Here is an 18,519-nt window from a genome sequence, read left to right as displayed (position 1 = left end):
GATTATCGGGGCTGCCGTGCTTCAGATCGACGATTTCTTCCGATCATGCCAAAAAAACAACGCGCGGATGCGGCGTGGAAACGCGGATTGCAACCTTCGGGGCACGCAGCCGGTCCACGAGCCGGTTTTGACCGCCCTCCCGGCGCATGGGTAAAATGTCCGACCGTCGCCGGCCGATGGGGCCGGTCGTCGCCCCACCTTTCGTCCCCGTCCAAGGGAGTCTTCCCGCCGTGGTGCCCGCCAAGGATTTCAAGCGTCGGATGGTCGTCGAGATCGACGGCGCCCCCCACATGATCGAGCAGATCCAGGTCCAGACGCCTTCGGCCCGGGGCGCCGCGACGCTCTACAAGGTCAAGGCCCGCAACCTCAAGACCAAGAACCGGGTCGAGAAGTCGTACCGGGGGACCGACGCCCTCAACGAGTCGAGCTTCGAGCGCAAGCCGATCCAGTACCTCTACCGGGACGCCGACGAGCTCCATTTCATGGACTCGGCCGACTTCTCGCAGTTCACCTTCCGGGCCGACGACCTGGCCGACCAGTTGCCGTTCCTGATCGAGAACATGGAAGGGGTCGAGGCGCTGGTGGTCGATGAGGAGATCATCGCCATCGACCTGCCCGACACCGTCGAGATGACCGTCGCCGACACCGCGCCGGGAGTCCGGGGCAACTCGGCGACCGGCCGAACCAAGCCTGCGACCCTCTCGACCGGGCACACCATCCAGGTCCCCGAGCACATGGAGCCCGGCGCCCTCGTCCGGGTCGACACCCGGACCGGCGAGTACCTCGGCCGCGCCAGCTGACCGGATCGCCCGACCGTCCTCCCGCCCGCAAGACTCCCGCACGACGACCCGGCGACGCAACCCGCCGGGACTCGCCGACCGTCTCACGCGGCCTCGGACGTTAGAACCGCCGCCGGGGGACTGGAGAATCGGTGCGAATAGGAGCCGGCTGGAAATCGTCTGTTAAACTGGAAAGTGATGAGACGGTTCCGCCGCGTCATGAACGCGTCCCGGATCCTCTCTCCCTAGACCTGATCACGCAGGCGCTGAGCTTCGACCCAATCCGAATCCGTCCGCCGAGGGCGGGCCGGCCGCCGCGGCCGTCCCCCGACCCACCCGGCGGGCGTCGCCGGTTGTCGCGGTTATCGAGTATCGCGGAGTCCTCACACGATCTTTCCGGGACGACGATCAACCTGAGCCGTGTCCGCGATGGTGCGACGCCAGGCCCCCGGCCCGACCGGCGGCCTGCTTCCCACCCCTTCATCATGCGGACGGCCGCGGCGTGCGGCTCTCCCGGGCCATTCGAACGGAAGGGCGTTTTCCCATGTCCACATCTCGGTTGCACGTTCGTTTGCTCGCCGGGGGCCTCCTCCTGGCGGGGACCTCCATCGTCCCGGCGAGGGCCGACGATCCCAAGGCTACGGCCAATCCCCGGCCGACCCCCGACGCCTCCCAGACCAAGGCCGAAGCCGAAGTCCCGGCCGTCAACCTCCTCGACGCTCTCCGCGACGGCCTCGTCGACGTCGACGCCGAGGGCCTGGGCGACGGTCGCATGACCATGACCGTCACCAACAAGTCCAAGCGCCAGCTGAACGTCGTCCTCCCGCCGGGCCTCGTCGCCCAGGGAGCCGCCGGTCAGATGATGGGCGGCATGGGCGGCATGGGCGGCGGCGGTATGGGCGGCATGGGCGGCGGCATGGGCGGCATGGGCGGCGGCATGGGCGGCGGCGGTATGGGAGGTATGGGCGGCGGCATGGGCGGCGGCGGCATGGGCGGCGGCATGGGTGGCGGCGGCATGCGGTCCGGCACCATGCCTCCCATGATGGGCATGATGATGCTCGCCCGCCTGATCATGGCCCTCTGCGGCGACTACGACAGCTGGGACCAGCGCAGCCTCATGTCAGGCATGGGCGGCATGGGCGGCGGCATGGGCGGCATGGGCGGCGGCATGGGGGGTATGGGCGGCATGGGCGGCATGGGCGGAGGCATGCGGTCGGTCCCCCCGACCGGCCTCCCGTTCGCGGCCCTGAAGCCCGGCCAGACCCGGAAGCTCCCCACCCGGCTCGTCAGCCTGGAAGCCCCCAACGAGGACGGCTCGGTCCGCCTCGCGGCCGAGGGCGAGAAGCTCCGGATCGGCGACGTCTCGCAGGCCAACAGCGACGCCCGCGTTCAGAAGGCGCTCAAGCGGCTCGCGGCGGTCAAGGCGCCGGAGTCGGTCTCGCAGATGGTCATGTGGCGGATCGCCCAGGGCCTGGAGTGGGACGTCATCGCCCAGCTCGCCGAGCGTCGGGGCAAGGCTTACGAGTATGAGCTGACCCTGGCCCAGGACTTCGTCGACAAGCTCGACACCCTCCCGAACGACGAGACGGGCGAGCTGCTGTTCCAGGTCGACGCCAAGGGCGCCGAGTCCGAGGCGACGGCCGCCGAGCTGACGAAGACCCTGAAGGACAAGCCGGTCCTCGGCCTCTGGGCCCGCGAGGGCGTCCCCGCCGAGCCCGCCGGCCCGTCGGTCGCCTGCCGCATCCGCATCGAAGGCAAGGAAGCGATCGTCCAGGTCGCCTCCAGCAACAGCACCGCCCAGTCGTGGGTCCCGTTCGGCAAGTTCACCCTGCCGGTCGCGACCAAGGACGGCAAGTTCGACTCCGCCGCCTTCGCCGACGAGCTGGCCGGCGGCGTGCTCAATCGCCTGGTCCGCACCCAGCTCTCCCGTGGCGAGCGGGTCAAGGGCAAGCAGACCTACCGGGTCCGCATCGACAACGCCTCGCCGCTGATCCTCAACGGCCTGGCCATCGCCGGCGTCGAGGCGGAAGACGAGCAGCCCAAGGAGCTGTCCGGCATCTGCATCTCGCCCCGCCGCAGCATGACCGTCCCGGCGACCGAAGAGGTCGTCAAGGAGCTGGGCCTGAAGAAGGGCGTCCGCGTCACCGCCGCCGACCTCAGCGGCCTTTGATTTGATCCGACGCGATCGGCCCTGAGCCGACCTGTTCACCTCGACCGGCCGTCGCAAGCTCCAGGGCTCGCGGCGGCCGGTTCGCGTTTCGAAACGCTCGAGTCTCTTCAGGGCCGCGGCGCGAGGAACCACCAGCCGTCCCCCTCGGGCGGGGCCAGGTCGCGGCAGAGGGTCGGGTGGATCGCGGCGGCGGCGATCCGCAGGCTCGTCTCCAGTCGGGGGCCGGGACGCGAGAAATAGGCCGAGCCGTCGACCACGGCGACCCGGCCGTCGCGGACCGCCGGGAGTCCCCGCCATTCGGGAAGCTCGACGACGGCTTGCAGCTCGAACTCCGCCCGGCCGAGCGGGAAGCCGCAGAGCGAGACGAGGATGACGTCCGGCTCGGCCGCCGCGACCTCCTCCCAGGCGACCCGTCGCGAACGCTCGCCGGCCCGGCCGATCACCTCGACGCCCCCCGCCCTCGCGATGATCTCCGGGTTCCAGTGCCCGGAACCGTACGGCGGGTCGATCCATTCGAGGAGCAGGACGCGAGGCTTCGGGCGGGCCGGATCGAGGCGGGAGGCGATGGCTCGGGTCGTCTCGGCGAACCCGGCGACGAGCGCCTCGGCCTCGTCGCGCCGGTCGAGCAGCTCGCCGACCCGGCGGAACATCGCGAAGACGCCGTCGAGCGAGCGGGGATCGACGCTCTCGACGTGAGGCGGGCTCGGCAGCTTCATGGCCGAGCGCCTGACGACGGCCTCGTTGACGGCGCAGACGTCGCACTGCTCCTGCGTCAGGATCAGGTCGGGCGCGACCTCGGCGAGCTTCGCCTCGTCGAGCGTGTAAAGCCCCCCCTGCTCCGAGGCCACCAGGGCGTCGATCTGGGCGCTCGACGCGGCCGTCGGGATGCGGCTCCGCGTCAACCAGGGAAGCGCCTCCACGCCCGTCGGATAGTCGCACTCGTGTGTGACGCCGACGAGGTCTCCTCCCCTCCCCAGCGAATGGACCAGTTCAGTGAGCGAAGGGAGCAGGCTGACGATCCTCATGGCAAGTCCGTGGTTCGGGTGACGATCGGCCGCACGACGCCCCCCACCCACCGGGGGCGCGTCGGCTCTCCCGCATCCTCGCACGTTCAGCCCCGGCCTGGCTCCCCGATTCCATCCCGAAAGCCGGACGTCCCGCGTGGTCGGGTTCACGTCGAGGGTGGGACGCATCAAAAACCGACCGCCCGGATCCCCGGGGCCGTTCTTCCTCCGGCGTCGAGACCTCGGCGACCATCCCCGAACTTCTTGGCTTCCAGCCGGTTAGGGGCACGTGCAGGATGCCGCCGATCTCAGGGACTTGACAGAGACGCATAAATCGCCTATCGTAGATTAACGATAAGAGAAAAGGAGGCGCCTGTGGACGACAAGTGCTGCTCAACCGTCAAGGGTCGTAACGTCTCGACCGAGGAGGTCGGACGGTCCGACGTGGAGCTGGCCACGCTCGCCAAGGCGCTGGGCCACCCGGCCCGCGTCCAGATCGTCCGCTTCCTGCTCTTGCAGGACTCGTGCATGTGCGGCGACATCGTCGAGCACCTGCCGCTCGCCCAATCGACCGTCTCTCAGCACCTCAAGCTGCTCAAGGAGTCGGGGCTCGTCCGGGGCACGATCGATGGGCCGCGGGTCTGCTACTGCGTGGAACCGAAGGTCCTGGAGCGGCTCAAGAACCTAATCTCCGGGCTTTGAGACGCCGGAGTTTTTTTGCTCGTTTTCATCGTCAATCGACGATTAACGAACCCATCAGGAGAGTCCCATGACCAAGCTCGCCGTTTACGACCCCCCGATGTGCTGCTCGACCGGCGTCTGCGGCCCCGCGGTCGACCCGACCTTGCCGCGGGTGTCCGCCGATCTCGACTGGCTGAAGCGTCAGGGGGTCGAGGTCGAACGCTACAACCTGGCCCAGCAGCCGCAGGCCTTCGCCTCGAACCCGACGGTGACCGCCGCCCTCCGCGAGCACGGCAACGACTGCCTGCCGCTGGTCCTGGTCGACGGCGAGGTCGTCTCACGCGGGACCTACCCGGACCGCGCCGAGTTCGCCCGTCTCTCCGGCCTCGCTGCTGCGGAAGCGGTAGGCGAAGCACCGAAGGAAGCGGCCTCCTCATGTTGTTCCCCCCGCGTCGTCGACATCGGCGGGGCTACTGGAAGCTCGGGTCGGTGCTGCTGACTTTCGGAGGTGCGCGATGATCGTTCCCGGTCCCGTGACGCGAAATCTGTTCTTCACCGGCAAGGGGGGGGTCGGCAAGACGTCGGTCGCCAGTGCCACGGCCGTGGGGCTCGCCGAAGGCGGCAAGCGGGTGTTGCTGGTGAGCACGGACCCGGCCTCGAACCTAGGAGAGGTCTTCGGCGTCGAGCTGGGCACGGCCCCCGCGCCGGTGCCGGGGGTGGCGAACCTGTTCGCCATGAACATCGACCCCGAGGCCGCGGCGCACGCCTACCGCGAGCGAATGGTGGGCCCGTATCGCGGCGTCCTCCCCGACGCCTCCGTGCGGAGCATGGAGGAGCAGTTCTCGGGGGCCTGCACCACGGAAATCGCGGCGTTCGACGAGTTCTCGAAGCTCCTGGGCGACGCCTCGGCCACCGCCGAGTACGACCACGTCCTCTTCGACACCGCCCCGACGGGCCACACGCTGAGGCTCCTGAGACTGCCGGCGGCCTGGACCGTCTTCTTCGACGCGAACGTGGGGGGAAACTCGTGCCTGGGGCCGCTCTCGGGGCTCGCGGCCCAGCGGGCCCTCTACGAAGCGGCGTTGAAAGTCCTGGCCGACGGCGACGCGACGACCCTCGTGCTCGTCAGTCGGCCCGAGAAGGCGGCCCTTCTCGAGGCGGACCGCTCGAGCCGCGAGCTCGCGGAGCTGGGCGTCAAGAATCAACGGCTCGTCTTGAACGGCGTCTTCCGCGCGAGCGACTCGAGCGACGCCACGGCCGCCGCGATGGAGGCCCGAGGCCGGGCGGCGTTGATGGAGCTGCCGGAAGGCTTGGCCCGCCTCCCTCGGCATGAGGTGCGGCTCCTCCCCTACGGCTTGGTGGGGGTGTCGGCGTTGCGCGCCCTCAACGCCCCCGACTCGTTCGGCGGCCCCGCCCCGACCCCGCCGGGCGAACAGGGCTCGCAAGGCCTACCGCCGCCGCTCGACTCGCTCATCCCCGAGCTCACACGCGGAGGCCGCGGCGTCATCTTGACCATGGGCAAGGGCGGGGTCGGCAAGACCACCGTCGCCACACGACTGGCGGTGACCCTCGCCCGGCTCGGCCACACGGTGCACCTGTCGACCACGGACCCGGCGGCCCATCTCGACCAGACGCTCGGCTCCCGCGTGCCCAACCTTTCGGTGAGCCGTATCGACCCGGCGAAGGAGACGGCGGATTACACGGCCGAGGTGATGGCGACGGCGGGCAAGGACCTCGACGAGCAGGGCAAGGCCCTCCTTGAGGAGGACCTGCGATCCCCGTGCACCGAGGAAATCGCGGTCTTCCGCGCCTTCGCCCGCACCGTCGACCGCGGGAAAGCCGGATTCGTCGTGCTCGACACGGCTCCCACCGGGCACACGCTCCTCCTGCTGGACGCCACCGAGGCCTATCACCGCGACGTCCTGCGGAACCTGAGCGCCATGCCCGAGTCGGTCCGCGAACTTTTGCCGCGGCTCCGCGACGCCGAGTTCACCAAGGTCCTGATCGTAACCCTGCCCGAGGCGACTCCCGTCCACGAGGCGGCCTCGCTCCAGCGCGACCTCTTGCGCGCGGGCATCACGCCCTTCGCCTGGGTCGTCAACCAGAGCTTGAGCCCCCTGCCCATTACCGACGTCGTGCTCAGGTCGCGCAAGCTCCACGAGCGGGCCTTCCTCCGCGAGGTCACCGAGAGCCTGAGCCCCCGCACGGCCCTGGTCCCCTGGCAATCCGACGGGGCCGGGCTCCCGTCGGAGCCGGAGTCCGAACGCGTTCGAAAACAGGAGGCGTTGCGATGAGGAAGATCCAGGTCCTGGGCGCCGGTTGCTCGAAGTGCAGGACGCTCGCGGCCAACGCCGAGCAGGCGGTGACGGACGCAGGGGTCGAAGGCGAAGTGGTCAAGGTGCAGGAGATCGCCGACATCCTCGCCTTCGACGGCGTCCGGGCCCTGCCGGCCCTCGCCGTCGACGGCGAGGTGAAGGCCTGCGGCCGGGTGTTGAGCCCGGACGAAATCCGGAAGCTCATCGGTTGAACGACGAGCGAGGTCCGCCTAGCCCGAGAAGAGGAACGAAGGATGACGCAAGAAGTCGTCGAGGTGGTTCGGTCGAGGTAAGGTTCGGTCGCGACGAGCGGGCCGTCGAACGACCAAGCGGGCGTCAGGGCCGTGGCGGAAGCCTTCGGCTACTCGACGGAAGAGCTCGCTTCCATCCGCGAAGGGGGCGGTCCTCGCTCCGTCCCAGCGGACATGGACCGAGGGGACCGGTGCCTGGAGTGCGAGGATTTCGACGACGGTTACAAGCCGTCGATGGCGAAGCCGGCCCTGGAAACGGCGGTCCAGGACAGGTGACGCCCGCTGCCCGGGGGTTCCGTCGACCCGGTGCGTCGGCCTCGCGTTCGGCTTCCCGGGGCGTTGCCGAAGCATGTCGAAGTGAAGGCGGGGGGAGTCGAGAGGCCCCTGCGCTTCCCGACGAGGCGGATTTCACGACCCTCTCGATTCAAGATTTTTAGATATTGAATCGCCAGTAAATCAAGAAATCACGTACAGCCTTATTCCACGGAATGGGGGTAAGAGAGACAATGGCGACAGGGTTCGGAAGACCGTGTCTCCCGGAACCCCGGATTGCGTTCAGCCGGCTACGAAAGGAGACCCTCATGAGACAGCGTACCTTCGGCGTCGCCGTCGCGGTGGGCTTGGCCGCCTTCGCCCTGTCGATGACGGCCCTCGCTCAGCAGGGGCCAGGTCGTGGACGTGGCGGTGGGCCTGGCCCGGGACCCGGCATGGGCATGGGCATGGGCATGGGCATGGGCATGGGCATGGGCATGCTCCGCATGATGGACGGCGACAAGGACGGCAAAGTCTCCCGCGACGAGTTCATGGAGGCCCATCGGGCGATGTTCGACCGCCTCGACGCCGACAAGGACGGCTTCATCAGCCGCGACGAGATGCCCCGCCCAGGCCCTGGAGCGGGCGGAGGGCCCGGCCCGGGTCCCGGCATGGGCATGGGTCTGCTTCGCATGGACGCCGACGAGGACGGCAGGGTCTCCCGCGAGGAGTTCGCCAAGGGCCACCAGGCGATGTTCGACCGCCTCGATGGGAACAAGGACGGCAAGGTCGGCCGCGACGAAGTTTCCAGCGCCGGCCCGGGTCGTGGCATGGGCATGATCCGCATGATGGACGGAGACGGCGACGGCGAGGTGACTCGCGAGGAGTTCGCCAAGGGCCACCAGGCGATGTTCGACCGCCTCGACGCCGACAAGGACGGCTTCATCGACCGCGACGAGATGCCGGGACCCGGTGGCCGGGCGGGCCCGGACTCGACGCCGCAGGTCGACTCCAAGGTCTCGGAGAAGGTCGGCCCGAAAGAAGAGCCCAAATAACGCTCGCGTCCTCGACTCGTCCCGGCGATGAGCCAAGCGACGACTCGGCCGACCGAAGCCTAAATAGCGCTGATTCCAGGGCTTCCGGCCGACTCGGACGGAAGCCCTCGTCGACTTCGGGGTCCTCTCGCGACGCCTCTTGCTGGGTGGCTCGAGCTCCTTCACGACCCGATGGAGGGCTTCGGGCTTCGGCTCGGCGGTGACGGCGAACCGCTGCCCGAACGACGGCTCAAGGGTCGCGGCGAGGAACTTCGCGAGGTGAGGACGGTTCGCGAGACGTCCCGATTCTGGAAATGCGAGTCCGTGCCTCGGGGGATCACGAGCATCACCCTGTCAGGGCGCGAGGCGAAATTCGGGACGGTCAAAAAAGAAACGGGGGCCGTGGCCGGCCCCCGTTCGGGTTTGCTCGCGGATGGATCGATCGACGGGGTCGATCAATACATGTCTTCGTAACCGCCGTGGCCGCCGCCCTTCTTCTCGCCGTCGGCGGGGGCGTCGGCGATGAGGGCGTCGGAGGTCAGGAGCAGGGTGGAGACGCTGGCGGCGTGCTGGAGGGCCGAGCGGGTGACCTTGGTCGGGTCGATGATCCCGGCCTTGACCATGTCGACGTACTCGTCCTTCAGGGCGTCGTAGCCGAAGTTGCCCTTGCCTTCGCGGACCTTGCTGACGACGACGCCGCCGTCCTGGCCGGCGTTCTCGGCGATCTGCGTCAGCGGGGCGGCCGTGGCGCGGAGGATGATGTTGTAGCCGACCTGCTCGTCATGGGCGAGGCCGGTGGGCTTGACGAGCGAGGCGGCCCGCAGCAGGGCGACGCCGCCGCCGGGGAGGATGCCTTCTTCGAGGGCCGCACGGGTGGCGTGCAGGGCGTCCTCGACGCGGGCCTTCTTCTCCTTCATCTCGCTCTCGGTGGCCGCGCCGACGTTGATCTTGGCGACGCCGCCGGCGAGCTTGGCGAGGCGCTCTTCGAGCTTCTCGCGGTCATAGTCGCTCTTGGTGTCGGCGATCTCGCGACGGATGGCCTCGATGCGGCCCTTGATCGAGTCGCCGGTGCCGGCGCCTTCGATGATCGTGGTGTTGTCCTTGTCGATCTCGACCTTCTTGGCCTGGCCGAGGTCTTCGAGCGTGACGCTCTCCAACTCGACGCCGAGGGCCTCGAAGATCGGCTTGCCGCCGGTCAGGACGGCGATGTCCTCGAGCATGGCCTTGCGGCGGTCGCCGTAGCCGGGGGCCTTGACGGCGGCGCAGCGGAAGGTGCCGCGGAGCTTGTTGATGACCAGGGTGGCCAGGGCCTCGCCCTCGATGTCCTCGGCGATGATCAGGAGCGGCTTGCCCGTCTGGGCGACCTTCTCCAGGACCGGGACGAGGTCCTTGACCGACGAGATCTTCTTCTCGTGGATCAGGATGTAGGCGTCCTCCAGGACGGCCGTCATGCCGGCGGGGTTGGTGACGAAGTAGGGGCTGAGGTAGCCGCGGTCGAACTGCATCCCCTCGACCCACTCCACCTCGGTCTTGAGGGTCTTGCCCTCCTCGACCGTGATGACGCCGTCCTTGCCGACCTTCTCGGTGGCCTCGGCGATCATCGAGCCGACTTCCTCGTCGAAGTTCGAGGCGACGGTCGCGACCTGCTGGGTCTCCTTCTTGTCGGAGATCTTGGTCGAGAGCTTGTGCAGCTCGGCGACGACGTCGACCACGGCGCGGTCCATGCCCCGCTTGAGGAGCAGGGGGTTGACGCCGGCGACGACCGCCTTGAGCCCCTCGTTATAGATGGCCTCGGCCATGACGGTGGCCGTGGTCGTGCCGTCGCCGGCGACGTCGGAGGTCTTGCTGGCGACCTCCTTGACCATCTTCGCGCCCATGTCCTCGTACTTGTCTTCCAGCTCGATCTCCTTGGCGACGGTGACGCCGTCCTTGGTGACCGTCGGCGAGCCGAACGACTTCTGGATGATGACGTTGCGGCCGCGGGGGCCGAGCGTCACCTTGACGGCGCGGGCGAGCTTCGCCACCCCGCGCTGCATCGCCTGCCGCGCTTCCTGATCGAACGCGATCATCTTGGCAGCCATGTTGGCTTCATCTCCACAACGAAGGAAGGAATCGATCTCGTGATGTTGGTCCGGCCGGGGCCGTCCGGTCCGCTAGAATCAGCCGACGACCGCGAGGATGTCGTCCTCGCGCATGAGCAGGACCTTCTTGTCGCCGTCGAGCTTGAATTCCTCGCCCGCGTACGAGGTGAAGATCACGACGTCGCCGGGCTTGACCTGAAGCTCGCGACGCTTGCCGTCCTTCGTCACGCGGCCTTCGCCCACCGAAACGACCTTCCCCTTCTGGGGCTTGTCCTTGGCGGTCTCCGGCAGCACGATCCCGCCGGCGGTGGTCCCCTTGGCCTCTTCCCGCTCGACGACCACGCGATCTCCCAACGGCTTCAGATTCATCGGTCCTGAGCTCCTCTTCGACGTCTTGCTTCAATCCCGTCTCGACCTCGCGACGGGCCCTTCGCCCGGCCTACCCTGAGATGCGGCCCGCGCGACACCATGACTTGCCCCTGCCCATAAGCAAGACGTGTGCCGACTCCCAAGTTGGGACGCAAGTGATTTACCTGGATAGACTTGAAACTTGCCGCCGCCACCCTCCAGTGCAGCCCTTCCCTGCCGGACGGCGTATCCTCCGGCGATTCCATGTCATTTTGGCAGACCGCACGGCCCGCCGTCGGCCACGGCCGACTCGCTCCGACGATCAAGCCGGGCCGTCGCCCTCACGCCTTCCCGACTCGCGGGGGAAGGGCTTCACGGCCCAGAATCGGATCGCCGACAGTCTTCCCCCCTCGCGGGGGAAGACAGACCCCGAAGGGGTCAGATGAGGGGGAGGACCAGCACACGAGGCGTCGGGATTCGCGATCCAGCCGACCGTAACGCCGACGGATTCTCGTGCTCGTCTTCCCCCTCATCCGGCCCTGCGGGCCACCTTCCCCCGCGAGGGGCGAAGGACGTTGGATATGGGCGGGGCTCAGCGCTTCTTCTTCGGCTTCTTGGCGGACTTGCCCTTGGCGGCCTTGCCTTTGGCACCCTTGCCGGGCTTGAGCTTGGGCCGCTTCTTGCCGGAGTCGACGGGCGACGCCTCGTCGGGGGCGGAGTCGGTGTCGGGGTCCGACTCGAAGACGTCGGCGTATTCGGGGGGGACGGCGGGGGCGGGTTCCTGGGCCCGCGAGGGCCGCGGGGCGGACGGCCTGGATCTCGGCGCGGGGACGGAGTCGGATCGTCGGGCCTGGCCCTTGCCGGAACGGGTCCGGGAGACGGGCGTGTCGGCGAGGACGAGGTCCAGCTCGCGGCGGTCGACGTCCACGCGAGCCACCCGGACCTCGATCCGATCGCCGAGGCGATGGCGGGCGCCGCCGCGACGGCCGATGAGGGTGTGGGTGCCGGCTTCCAGATAGTAGAAGTCGTCGGCCAGGCTGGTGACGTGCAGCAGGCCCTCGATCGGGAATTCGACGAGGCGGCAGAAGAGGCCGAAGTCCTCGACGCCGACGACGATCGCGTGGAAGGCCTCGCCGATCCGTCCCTCCAGGTGGGTCAGCAGCTTGACCCGGATCAGCTCGCGCTCGGCGGTCTCGGCCCGGCGCTCGGTGCGGGTGCAGTGCTCGGCGAGCACGGCCAGCTCGTCGAGGTTGCTCCGGGGCTTCTTCCCCGCGAGCAGGGCCGTGATCTGGCGATGGACCTGGAGGTCGGGATAGCGCCGGATCGGCGACGTGAAGTGGCAGTAGTCCTCGCTGGCCAGCGCGTAGTGGGTCTCATGCTCGGGCGTGTAGGTGGCCTGCTTCAGGCTGCGGAGGAGGCCGTAATGGACGGCGTACTCCTCGGGCTTCCCCTTCGCCTCGTCGAGCACGCGCTGGAGTTCGAAGCGGCTCTGCGGAAGGTCGATCGCGAAGCCCAGGCTGCGGGCGAAGTCGGCGAACTCGGCGAGCTTGTTCGGCTCGGGGTCGGGGTGGACCCGGCGCAGAAATCCGACGTGATTCTCGGTCAGGTGGGAAGCCGCGGTCTCGTTGGCCGCCAGCATGAAGTCCTCGATGACCTGGTGGCTCTCGTCGTTGACCGCCAGGTGGGCGCCCGAGACCTTCCCCTGCGCGTCGAGTTCGATCTCCACTTCTGGGAGGTTCAGCTCCAGGGCCCCTCGGGCGAACCGGCGGCGACGGAGGATCATCGCCAGTTCGAGCATCTCGACGACCATCTTGACGACCTCGGGCGCGACCCCTTCGTGCTCCCCGGCGGGGTTCTGCATCACGGCGTACGCCTGCTCGTAGGCGAAGCGGTGGTCGACCTTGATCGCCGTGCGGGCGAACCGCTTGGAGGTGAGGACGCCCTCGGGCGTGAACTCCAGAAAGGCGCTCAGGGTGTATCGGGTGTGGTGCGCCTGGAGGCTGGCGAGGCTGTTCGAGAGGATCTCCGGCAGCATCGGGATGACGCGGTCCGGCAGATAGACGCTGGTCCCCCGCTTGCGCGCGACGTCGTCGATCTCGGAGCCGGGACGGACGAAGTGGGAGACGTCGGCGATGTGGACGGCCAGCGACCAGTAGCCGTTCTCGTCGCGGGAGAGCGAGATGGCGTCGTCGAAGTCGCGGGCGGTGGCGGGGTCGATGGTGACGGTCAAGAGCCCGCGCGCGTCCTCGCGGCCGGAGACGTCGTCCTCGTTGAACTCCTTGGCCAGCTCGCGGGCCTCTTCGAGGACGGAGTCGGGGAAGACGTCGGGGATGTTGAACGCTCGGATGACGGTGAGGGTGTCGACGCCGGGCGCGCCGCGCTCGCCGAGGATCTCCGTGACGACCCCTTCGCCCTCGGTGTAAGGGGTGGGGTAGCGGACGATCTCGATGGCGACCTTGTCGCCGGGCCGGGCGCCCTTCGCGCCGGGGTCGCCGACGTAGACGAGGTCGTGGAAGTTCGTGCCGTCGACCTTGACGTAGCCGGCACCCCCCTCCTCGCGGTAGGTCCCGACGAAGGCGGCGCTGGCGCGGGCGACGATCTGGATGACCCGCCCTTCGACGTTCATCCCCTCGCGACGCGACTTCTTGACGAGCCGGACGGCGACCTCGTCGCCGCTGGAGGCGTCGCCGGCGGCCTCGGCGGGGATGTAGATCTGGTCTTCCCTGGCCTTCAGGCCGTGCGGGCGGACGAAGCCGAACCCCTTCGGCGAGCGGCGGAACAGGCCGATGATCGCCCCCGAGGTCTCGGCCTTGCTGAGCGACTTGTCGCGGCCGAGCTCCAGCTTCCCCTCCCGGATCAGCCCCTTGACCTCGGCCCGGAACGCCGGGTAGTCGTCGGGCTCGATCTTGAAGTGCCGCGAGAGCGCCTTGAGCGTCCGGGGCTTGTACGACGGCTCGGCCACGAGCTTGAGCACGCGTTCGGTGAAGCTGGACATGGTGCGGACGACCTCAGGCGCGTTCGGAGACGATCGGGAAGACTCCCCTCTATGATACCACCGCCGAGCCTCCCGCGCCGCCGCTCCTCGGCCGGGAACCAAGCGACGAAAGGACTCGCCAGGGGTTCGCCGACGGGTTGCGTGGGCCCCACCGTGCGTTTACAACCGGTCCGGGCGGCCTTGGCGGCCCTCGGGCCGATCGGTCCGGGCGCGTCCTCTTCGAATGCAGGAGCCAGCACATGAAGATCACGAAATCGGGGCGGCCGATCCGCGCGGGACTGATGGTCGTCGGGCTGATGGCGTCGTACGCGTCGCCGACCGTCGCGGCGAGCGAGCTGTACGCGGGGGGGGCCACGGTGAGCATCACCCCCGATCGGCCCGTCGCCCTCTCCGGCCAGATGCACACGAGGATCTCGAAAAGCGTGGGCAGCCCCGTCACGGCGACCGCCCTGGCGTTGGAGTCGCGCGACGGCGAGAAGGCTCTCGACCAGGCCATCCTCGTCTCGTGCGACGTGGTGACGATCCCGGCCACGATCATCGAGCAGTCGCGGCGGCGGGTCCAGGAGCGGATCCCCGGCTTCGACCCGCGCAAGCTCATCCTCAGCGCGACCCACACCCACACCGCCCCGGTGATGGAGGAAGGGTTCTATGAGATCCCCAAGGACGGCGTGATGCAGCCCGGCGAATACGCGGCGTTCCTTGTCGACCGCGTGGCCGACGCCGCCGTCCAGGCGTGGGAGGCGCGGACGCCGAGCAAGGTCGGCTGGGGCCTGGGGCACGCCGTGATCGCCCAGAACCGTCGGGCGATCTACGCCGACGGCCACGCCCAGATGTACGGGGCCACCGACCGGCCCGACTTCCGGGGCATCGAGGGACCCGAGGACCACGGGGTCGAGGTCCTCTTCGTCTGGGACGCGGACGGCAAGCTCCGGGCCACGGCCGTGAACCTCGCCTGCCCGTCCCAGGAGGTCGAGGGGGAATCCTCCATCAACGCCGACTTCTGGCACGAGGTCCGCGAGGCCCTGCGCGACCGCCACGGCGCCGATCTCCACATCCTGGGCTGGACCGGCGCGTCGGGCGACCAGTCGCCCCACCTGATGTACCGCAAGCGCGCCGAGGAGCGGATGCGCAACTTCCGCAACCGCACCCGGCTTCAGGAACTCGCCGCGAGGCTCGTCGCCGCGTGGGAAGTGGCGTATGAAGGGGCCCGGCAGGAGCAGATCTCCGGCGCTCCGCTGGTCCACAAGGTGGATTCGCTGGACCTCCCTCCCCGGATCGTCTCCGAGTCCGACGCCGCCTCGGCCGCCGCGAACGTCGAGCGGCTCTCCAAGAACCCGGCCGACCGGCGGATCATGCTGTGGCATCAGGAGGTCGTCGACCGCTACAAGAAGCAGCAGGCCGGGACGACCGAGCCCTACCGGGTCGAGATCCACATCCTTCGCCTGGGGGACGTCGCCCTGGCGACCAACCCGTTCGAACTCTTCACCCAGTACGGCATCCAGATGAAGGCCCGCAGCCGAGCCCTCCAGACCTTCCTGATCCAGCTCGCCGGGCCGGGCACCTACCTCCCCACTGAGCCCGCCGTCCACGGCGGCGGCTACAGCGCCATCGCCGAGAGCAACGCGGTCGGCCCCGAAGGCGGCCAGGTGCTCACCGACCGCACGGTCGAGCTCATCAACTCCCTCTGGACCGAGTGACGAACCGGCCTTGAATCCCTTTCTCCCTCGCGAGGGAGAAAGGGATGCCGGCGCATCCCCAGGCCGGCGTGGGCCGTGAAGTCTGCGGCCTCCTCACGAACGACGGTCTTCCCCCCTCGCGGGGAAGACCAGCACGAAGGCCGTCGGGATTCGCGATCCGGCCGGACTTGATGACGACGGCCGTCTCGCTCGTCTTCCCCCTCATCCGGCCCTGCGGACCACCTTCCCCCGCGAGGGGGGAAGGGATCGGATGGAGGCGTTCACCCGCGGCTTTCTTCCACCGCGGGGGCGGGTCAGGCGTCGTCGGCCGAATCGCCGGCGGCGCGGGCGGGGGTTCCCTTGAAGAGGCGGCGGCCGAGGCTCTGCTGGAAGGGGGTCCAGGTGGACTCGCGGACGGGGTCGTCGCGGATCTCGCGGCCGAAAGTGTGGATCTTGGCGTCGAGGTTGTCCAGGTAGTGCAGGGCCACGGCTTCCAGGGTCATCGGCAGTTTGGGGCTGCCGTATTCCAGGGCGCCGTGGTGGCTGACGATCATGTGCTTCAGTCGCAGGAGCAGCTCGTTGGGGAAGGGCTCGCCGGTCAGGTCCTCGGTGCGCTCGACCTTGTCGCGGAGCAGCTCGACGCCCATGACGAGGTGGCCGACGAGTTGGCCCTCGTCGGTGTAGGCGAAGGCCCGGTCGTACGAGAGTTCGGCGGTCTTGCCGATGTCGTGGAGGAAGACGCCGGTCAGGAGGAGATCGCGATCGACCTCGGGGTAGAACTCCAGGATCCGGTCGGCCACGTTGAGCATCGTGACGACGTGCTCCAGCAGCCCCCCCTGGTAGGCGTGGTGGTTCTTGATGCCGGCGGGGGCGGCGGTGAACTTCGCCACGAACTCCTCGTCGATCAGGAAGCACTCGACCAGGGCGCGGAGGTGGGGCTCGTGCATCGCCAGCAGCAGCTCGCGGAGGCGGGCGTACAGCTTGGCGACGTTCTGCGAGCTCTGGGGGAGGAAGTCCTCGGGCTCGACCCGATCGGCGCCCAGGACGTCGATGTGGGTGAGGATGATCTGGAGCGAGCCCTGGAAGATCTGGGTCTTGCCGCGGACCAGCAGGAAGTCGCCCGGCTCGAAGGTGCGGGCGAGCTCCTCGGTGGCGTTCCAGAGTCGCGCGCCGACGCTCCCGGTCTTGTCCCGGAGTTCGAGCTGGAGATAGAGGTTCCCCTGGCGGTTGGCGCGAAGCTGTTTGTCGGCGACCAGGAACGCCTCGTCGACCGAATCCCCGTGCGAAAGTTGATTGACGTAGCGACGGCTCATGAGATGGATCGGCTCGGCACGGAGGGGAAGGCGGGACGGGGGGAACGCCGGGCGGGGCGCCGCGACACGGGCTCGATTCTAGGAACGGCGGCGGAGCGGGGTCAAGGGAGGGTCGCCCCCCTGCTCCGCCCCGCCGCCCTCTCTGCGAGCCGGTCGGATCAGACGATCCCGATCGGCAGGCCGTTGACCGGGTTCTCGAAAGCGAACGGGCTCGCCCCGCCCACGACCCCGCCCGGCGCGACGTCGCCGGAGACGGTGGAGACCCGCTGCGGCAGATCCAGGCGGTTCGCCGGCTGGTTCGGCAGGTTGAGCTTGTTGAACGGGTCGATCACGATGCCGACGAAGTAGCTGGCCGGGCTCGTCGGCAGGGCCACGTTCGTCCCCTGGATGGCGATGACGTTCGACCTGGGCGTGATGATGTTGTTGCGCTGGAGGGCGCGGAAGCCCCGACCGTGGCGGGCGGCGTTGGGGAGCGGGAGCGAATTCAGGCCCGGGACGCCGCCGCCGATCGTGTAGAGCGAGACGACCGTGCTCCCCAGGTTGAAGTCCGGCGTGGTGGACGCCACCACCGCGACTTCGAGATCCGAGGTCAACGCCGCCGCGCCCAGGTTGGCGATCTGGATGTACGGGGCGATCACCTGGCCGGGGACCAGCCCGCCGGGCGCGTCGAACGTGATCGCGCGGATCGCCGGGGTCGCCGGCGTCGGGGTGATCCGGACGTCCAGCGGCGGGCTGACGTTGTTGCGGTAGTTCGACTCCAGCACCGAGCGGTCGAAGTTGGCGACCAGGCGGATCGTGTAGCCGCCCGAGGCCGGGAATCCGGCGGGGCGATCCGGGAGCGTCACCGTCGCTTCGAACTGCTCGATGTTGTTCTGCGACAGCGACGGCGCCTCGATCACGCCGACCTGTACGCCGCTCGCGAGGCCCCGGCCCCGGGGGACGAGGAAGACCCCGACCGTCGTGTCCGGGGCGTCGGACTGGCTCGGCGTGTAGTACGACGGCACGTTCAAGCCGTCGGGGCCGACCTGCACCTGGGACGCGGGGACCAGCGAGGTGGGCTCGATGATCGTGCTGGCGCCGACGTTCTGGAGCGTGACCTGGAGGGTCAGCGGCCCCCCCCAGGAGGCGGTCGTCGCCGACTGGCCCGTGACCGACAGGTCGGCCAGCGAGAACCCGAGGCCGCTGTAGGCCATCAACTGCCGGTCTTCCAGCCGCTCCGGCGCGGCCAGCCCGATCCGGCGGCGCGCTCGACGAGCCTGCCGCGAGCGGAATGAATCCCTTGAGAGCACCGAACACCTCCCTGCGGCCGGGGCGGCCCGGGCTCCCGATGGCTCGGGACCCCTCGCCGCGCCGCGGCCTTTCATTCTCGGTTGAACCGTCGCGGGGCGTGGAAATTACGGTCGGACCGGATCGCGGACGCCCCGCGCCGATCACGGCCGCGGGCCGAGCGAGCCTCTCGATGGTCTAAAGCATCGTCCCGACGCCCCCCGGCTCTCGCCGCGATTTCCCGGTCCCGCACGCGCCGGGTTCGCGTCGCACGCGTCGCGCCGTGCGACCCGGAAGGCCGAGTCGCGCCGGATGGTCCTGTTCGTCCGCGGGCTCCGTCCGCGAGGGCGGGGC

Annotated in this window: 14 protein-coding genes; 8 read left to right on the top strand and 6 right to left on the bottom strand. The window is 69.1% G+C overall.

Annotated elements, in window-relative coordinates:
- The first annotated feature begins 230 nt into the window (after positions 1 to 230).
- Positions 231 to 800, top strand: a complete 570-nt coding sequence (locus VT85_RS02935) for an elongation factor P (protein WP_068421294.1) — start codon at positions 231 to 233, stop codon at positions 798 to 800.
- 523 nt (positions 801 to 1,323) lie between these two features.
- Complete coding sequence (locus tag VT85_RS02930; RefSeq protein ID WP_068410284.1) at positions 1,324 to 2,949, top strand: hypothetical protein; 1,626 nt, start codon at positions 1,324 to 1,326, stop codon at positions 2,947 to 2,949.
- 107 nt (positions 2,950 to 3,056) lie between these two features.
- On the opposite strand, the gene VT85_RS02925 is transcribed toward VT85_RS02930, so the two are convergent.
- Entirely contained in the window at positions 3,057 to 3,974 is a 918-nt protein-coding gene (locus VT85_RS02925; RefSeq protein WP_068410280.1) for a cobalamin-binding protein, read from the bottom strand.
- A gap of 423 nt (positions 3,975 to 4,397) precedes the next feature.
- Here VT85_RS02925 and VT85_RS02920 point away from each other — a divergent pair, with 423 nt between their 5' ends.
- The 5 genes from VT85_RS02920 to VT85_RS02895 all read left to right on the top strand — a co-directional run bounded on the left by VT85_RS02920 (position 4,398) and on the right by VT85_RS02895 (position 8,507).
- Positions 4,398 to 4,655 carry an ArsR/SmtB family transcription factor gene (locus VT85_RS02920; protein ID WP_068421291.1) on the top strand — a complete coding sequence of 86 codons (258 nt, stop codon included), beginning with the start codon at positions 4,398 to 4,400 and terminating at the stop codon, positions 4,653 to 4,655.
- Between the two features lie 67 nt (positions 4,656 to 4,722).
- Positions 4,723 to 5,133: an arsenite efflux transporter metallochaperone ArsD gene (gene arsD, locus VT85_RS02915; protein WP_068410277.1), complete on the top strand. Its 411-nt coding sequence runs from the start codon at positions 4,723 to 4,725 to the stop codon at positions 5,131 to 5,133.
- Positions 5,134 to 5,149: 16 nt separating this feature from the next.
- Positions 5,150 to 6,928, top strand: a complete 1,779-nt coding sequence (gene arsA / locus VT85_RS02910) for an arsenical pump-driving ATPase (protein WP_068410274.1) — start codon at positions 5,150 to 5,152, stop codon at positions 6,926 to 6,928.
- Positions 6,925 to 7,161 carry a thioredoxin family protein gene (locus tag VT85_RS02905; protein ID WP_068410269.1) on the top strand — a complete coding sequence of 79 codons (237 nt, stop codon included), beginning with the start codon at positions 6,925 to 6,927 and terminating at the stop codon, positions 7,159 to 7,161. The genes arsA and VT85_RS02905 overlap by 4 nt, the downstream gene beginning before the upstream one ends.
- A 620-nt stretch (positions 7,162 to 7,781) precedes the next feature.
- Positions 7,782 to 8,507, top strand: a complete 726-nt coding sequence (locus VT85_RS02895) for an EF-hand domain-containing protein (RefSeq protein WP_082858314.1) — start codon at positions 7,782 to 7,784, stop codon at positions 8,505 to 8,507.
- A 434-nt stretch (positions 8,508 to 8,941) separates the two neighbouring features.
- Here VT85_RS02895 and groL read toward each other — a convergent pair whose 3' ends face one another.
- The 3 genes from groL to rnr form a co-directional block, all read right to left on the bottom strand.
- Complete coding sequence (gene groL / locus VT85_RS02885; protein ID WP_068410257.1) at positions 8,942 to 10,567, bottom strand: chaperonin GroEL; 1,626 nt, start codon at positions 10,565 to 10,567, stop codon at positions 8,942 to 8,944.
- Positions 10,568 to 10,645: 78 nt separating this feature from the next.
- The gene (gene groES / locus VT85_RS02880) at positions 10,646 to 10,936 is read right to left on the bottom strand and encodes a co-chaperone GroES (protein WP_068410253.1); all 291 of its coding nucleotides are present in this window, start codon (positions 10,934 to 10,936) and stop codon (positions 10,646 to 10,648) included.
- A gap of 571 nt (positions 10,937 to 11,507) precedes the next feature.
- Positions 11,508 to 13,910 carry a ribonuclease R gene (rnr, locus tag VT85_RS02875; protein WP_068410250.1) on the bottom strand — a complete coding sequence of 801 codons (2,403 nt, stop codon included), beginning with the start codon at positions 13,908 to 13,910 and terminating at the stop codon, positions 11,508 to 11,510.
- A 239-nt stretch (positions 13,911 to 14,149) separates the two neighbouring features.
- On the opposite strand from rnr, the gene VT85_RS02870 reads away from it, so the two are divergent.
- On the top strand, positions 14,150 to 15,607 hold the full coding sequence (locus VT85_RS02870; RefSeq protein ID WP_068410247.1) for a hypothetical protein: 1,458 nt from the start codon (positions 14,150 to 14,152) through the stop codon (positions 15,605 to 15,607).
- Positions 15,608 to 15,900: 293 nt separating this feature from the next.
- On the opposite strand, the gene VT85_RS02865 is transcribed toward VT85_RS02870, so the two are convergent.
- Both VT85_RS02865 and VT85_RS02860 read right to left on the bottom strand, forming a co-directional pair.
- Positions 15,901 to 16,899, bottom strand: a complete 999-nt coding sequence (locus VT85_RS02865; RefSeq protein ID WP_068410244.1) for a 3'-5' exoribonuclease YhaM family protein — start codon at positions 16,897 to 16,899, stop codon at positions 15,901 to 15,903.
- A gap of 158 nt (positions 16,900 to 17,057) precedes the next feature.
- On the bottom strand, positions 17,058 to 18,188 hold the full coding sequence (locus VT85_RS02860; RefSeq protein ID WP_156512641.1) for a hypothetical protein: 1,131 nt from the start codon (positions 18,186 to 18,188) through the stop codon (positions 17,058 to 17,060).
- Positions 18,189 to 18,519: the final 331 nt, after the last annotated feature.

Source organism: Planctomyces sp. SH-PL62 (assembly GCF_001610895.1).
Taxonomy (GTDB): domain Bacteria; phylum Planctomycetota; class Planctomycetia; order Isosphaerales; family Isosphaeraceae; genus Paludisphaera.
The sequence above is the reverse complement of the archived record's forward strand: the minus strand, read 5'-3'. Positions and strand labels throughout refer to the sequence as shown.

Coding starts and splice junctions, on each gene's coding strand:
- VT85_RS02930 (WP_068410284.1), top strand. CDS start 1,324: ATGTCCACATCTCGGTTGCACGTTCGTTTGCTCGCCGGGGGCCTCCTC.
- VT85_RS02925 (WP_068410280.1), bottom strand. CDS start 3,974: ATGAGGATCGTCAGCCTGCTCCCTTCGCTCACTGAACTGGTCCATTCG.
- arsD (WP_068410277.1), top strand. CDS start 4,723: ATGACCAAGCTCGCCGTTTACGACCCCCCGATGTGCTGCTCGACCGGC.
- arsA (WP_068410274.1), top strand. CDS start 5,150: ATGATCGTTCCCGGTCCCGTGACGCGAAATCTGTTCTTCACCGGCAAG.
- VT85_RS02905 (WP_068410269.1), top strand. CDS start 6,925: ATGAGGAAGATCCAGGTCCTGGGCGCCGGTTGCTCGAAGTGCAGGACG.
- VT85_RS02895 (WP_082858314.1), top strand. CDS start 7,782: ATGAGACAGCGTACCTTCGGCGTCGCCGTCGCGGTGGGCTTGGCCGCC.
- groL (WP_068410257.1), bottom strand. CDS start 10,567: ATGGCTGCCAAGATGATCGCGTTCGATCAGGAAGCGCGGCAGGCGATG.
- groES (WP_068410253.1), bottom strand. CDS start 10,936: ATGAATCTGAAGCCGTTGGGAGATCGCGTGGTCGTCGAGCGGGAAGAG.
- rnr (WP_068410250.1), bottom strand. CDS start 13,910: ATGTCCAGCTTCACCGAACGCGTGCTCAAGCTCGTGGCCGAGCCGTCG.
- VT85_RS02870 (WP_068410247.1), top strand. CDS start 14,150: ATGAAGATCACGAAATCGGGGCGGCCGATCCGCGCGGGACTGATGGTC.
- VT85_RS02865 (WP_068410244.1), bottom strand. CDS start 16,899: ATGAGCCGTCGCTACGTCAATCAACTTTCGCACGGGGATTCGGTCGAC.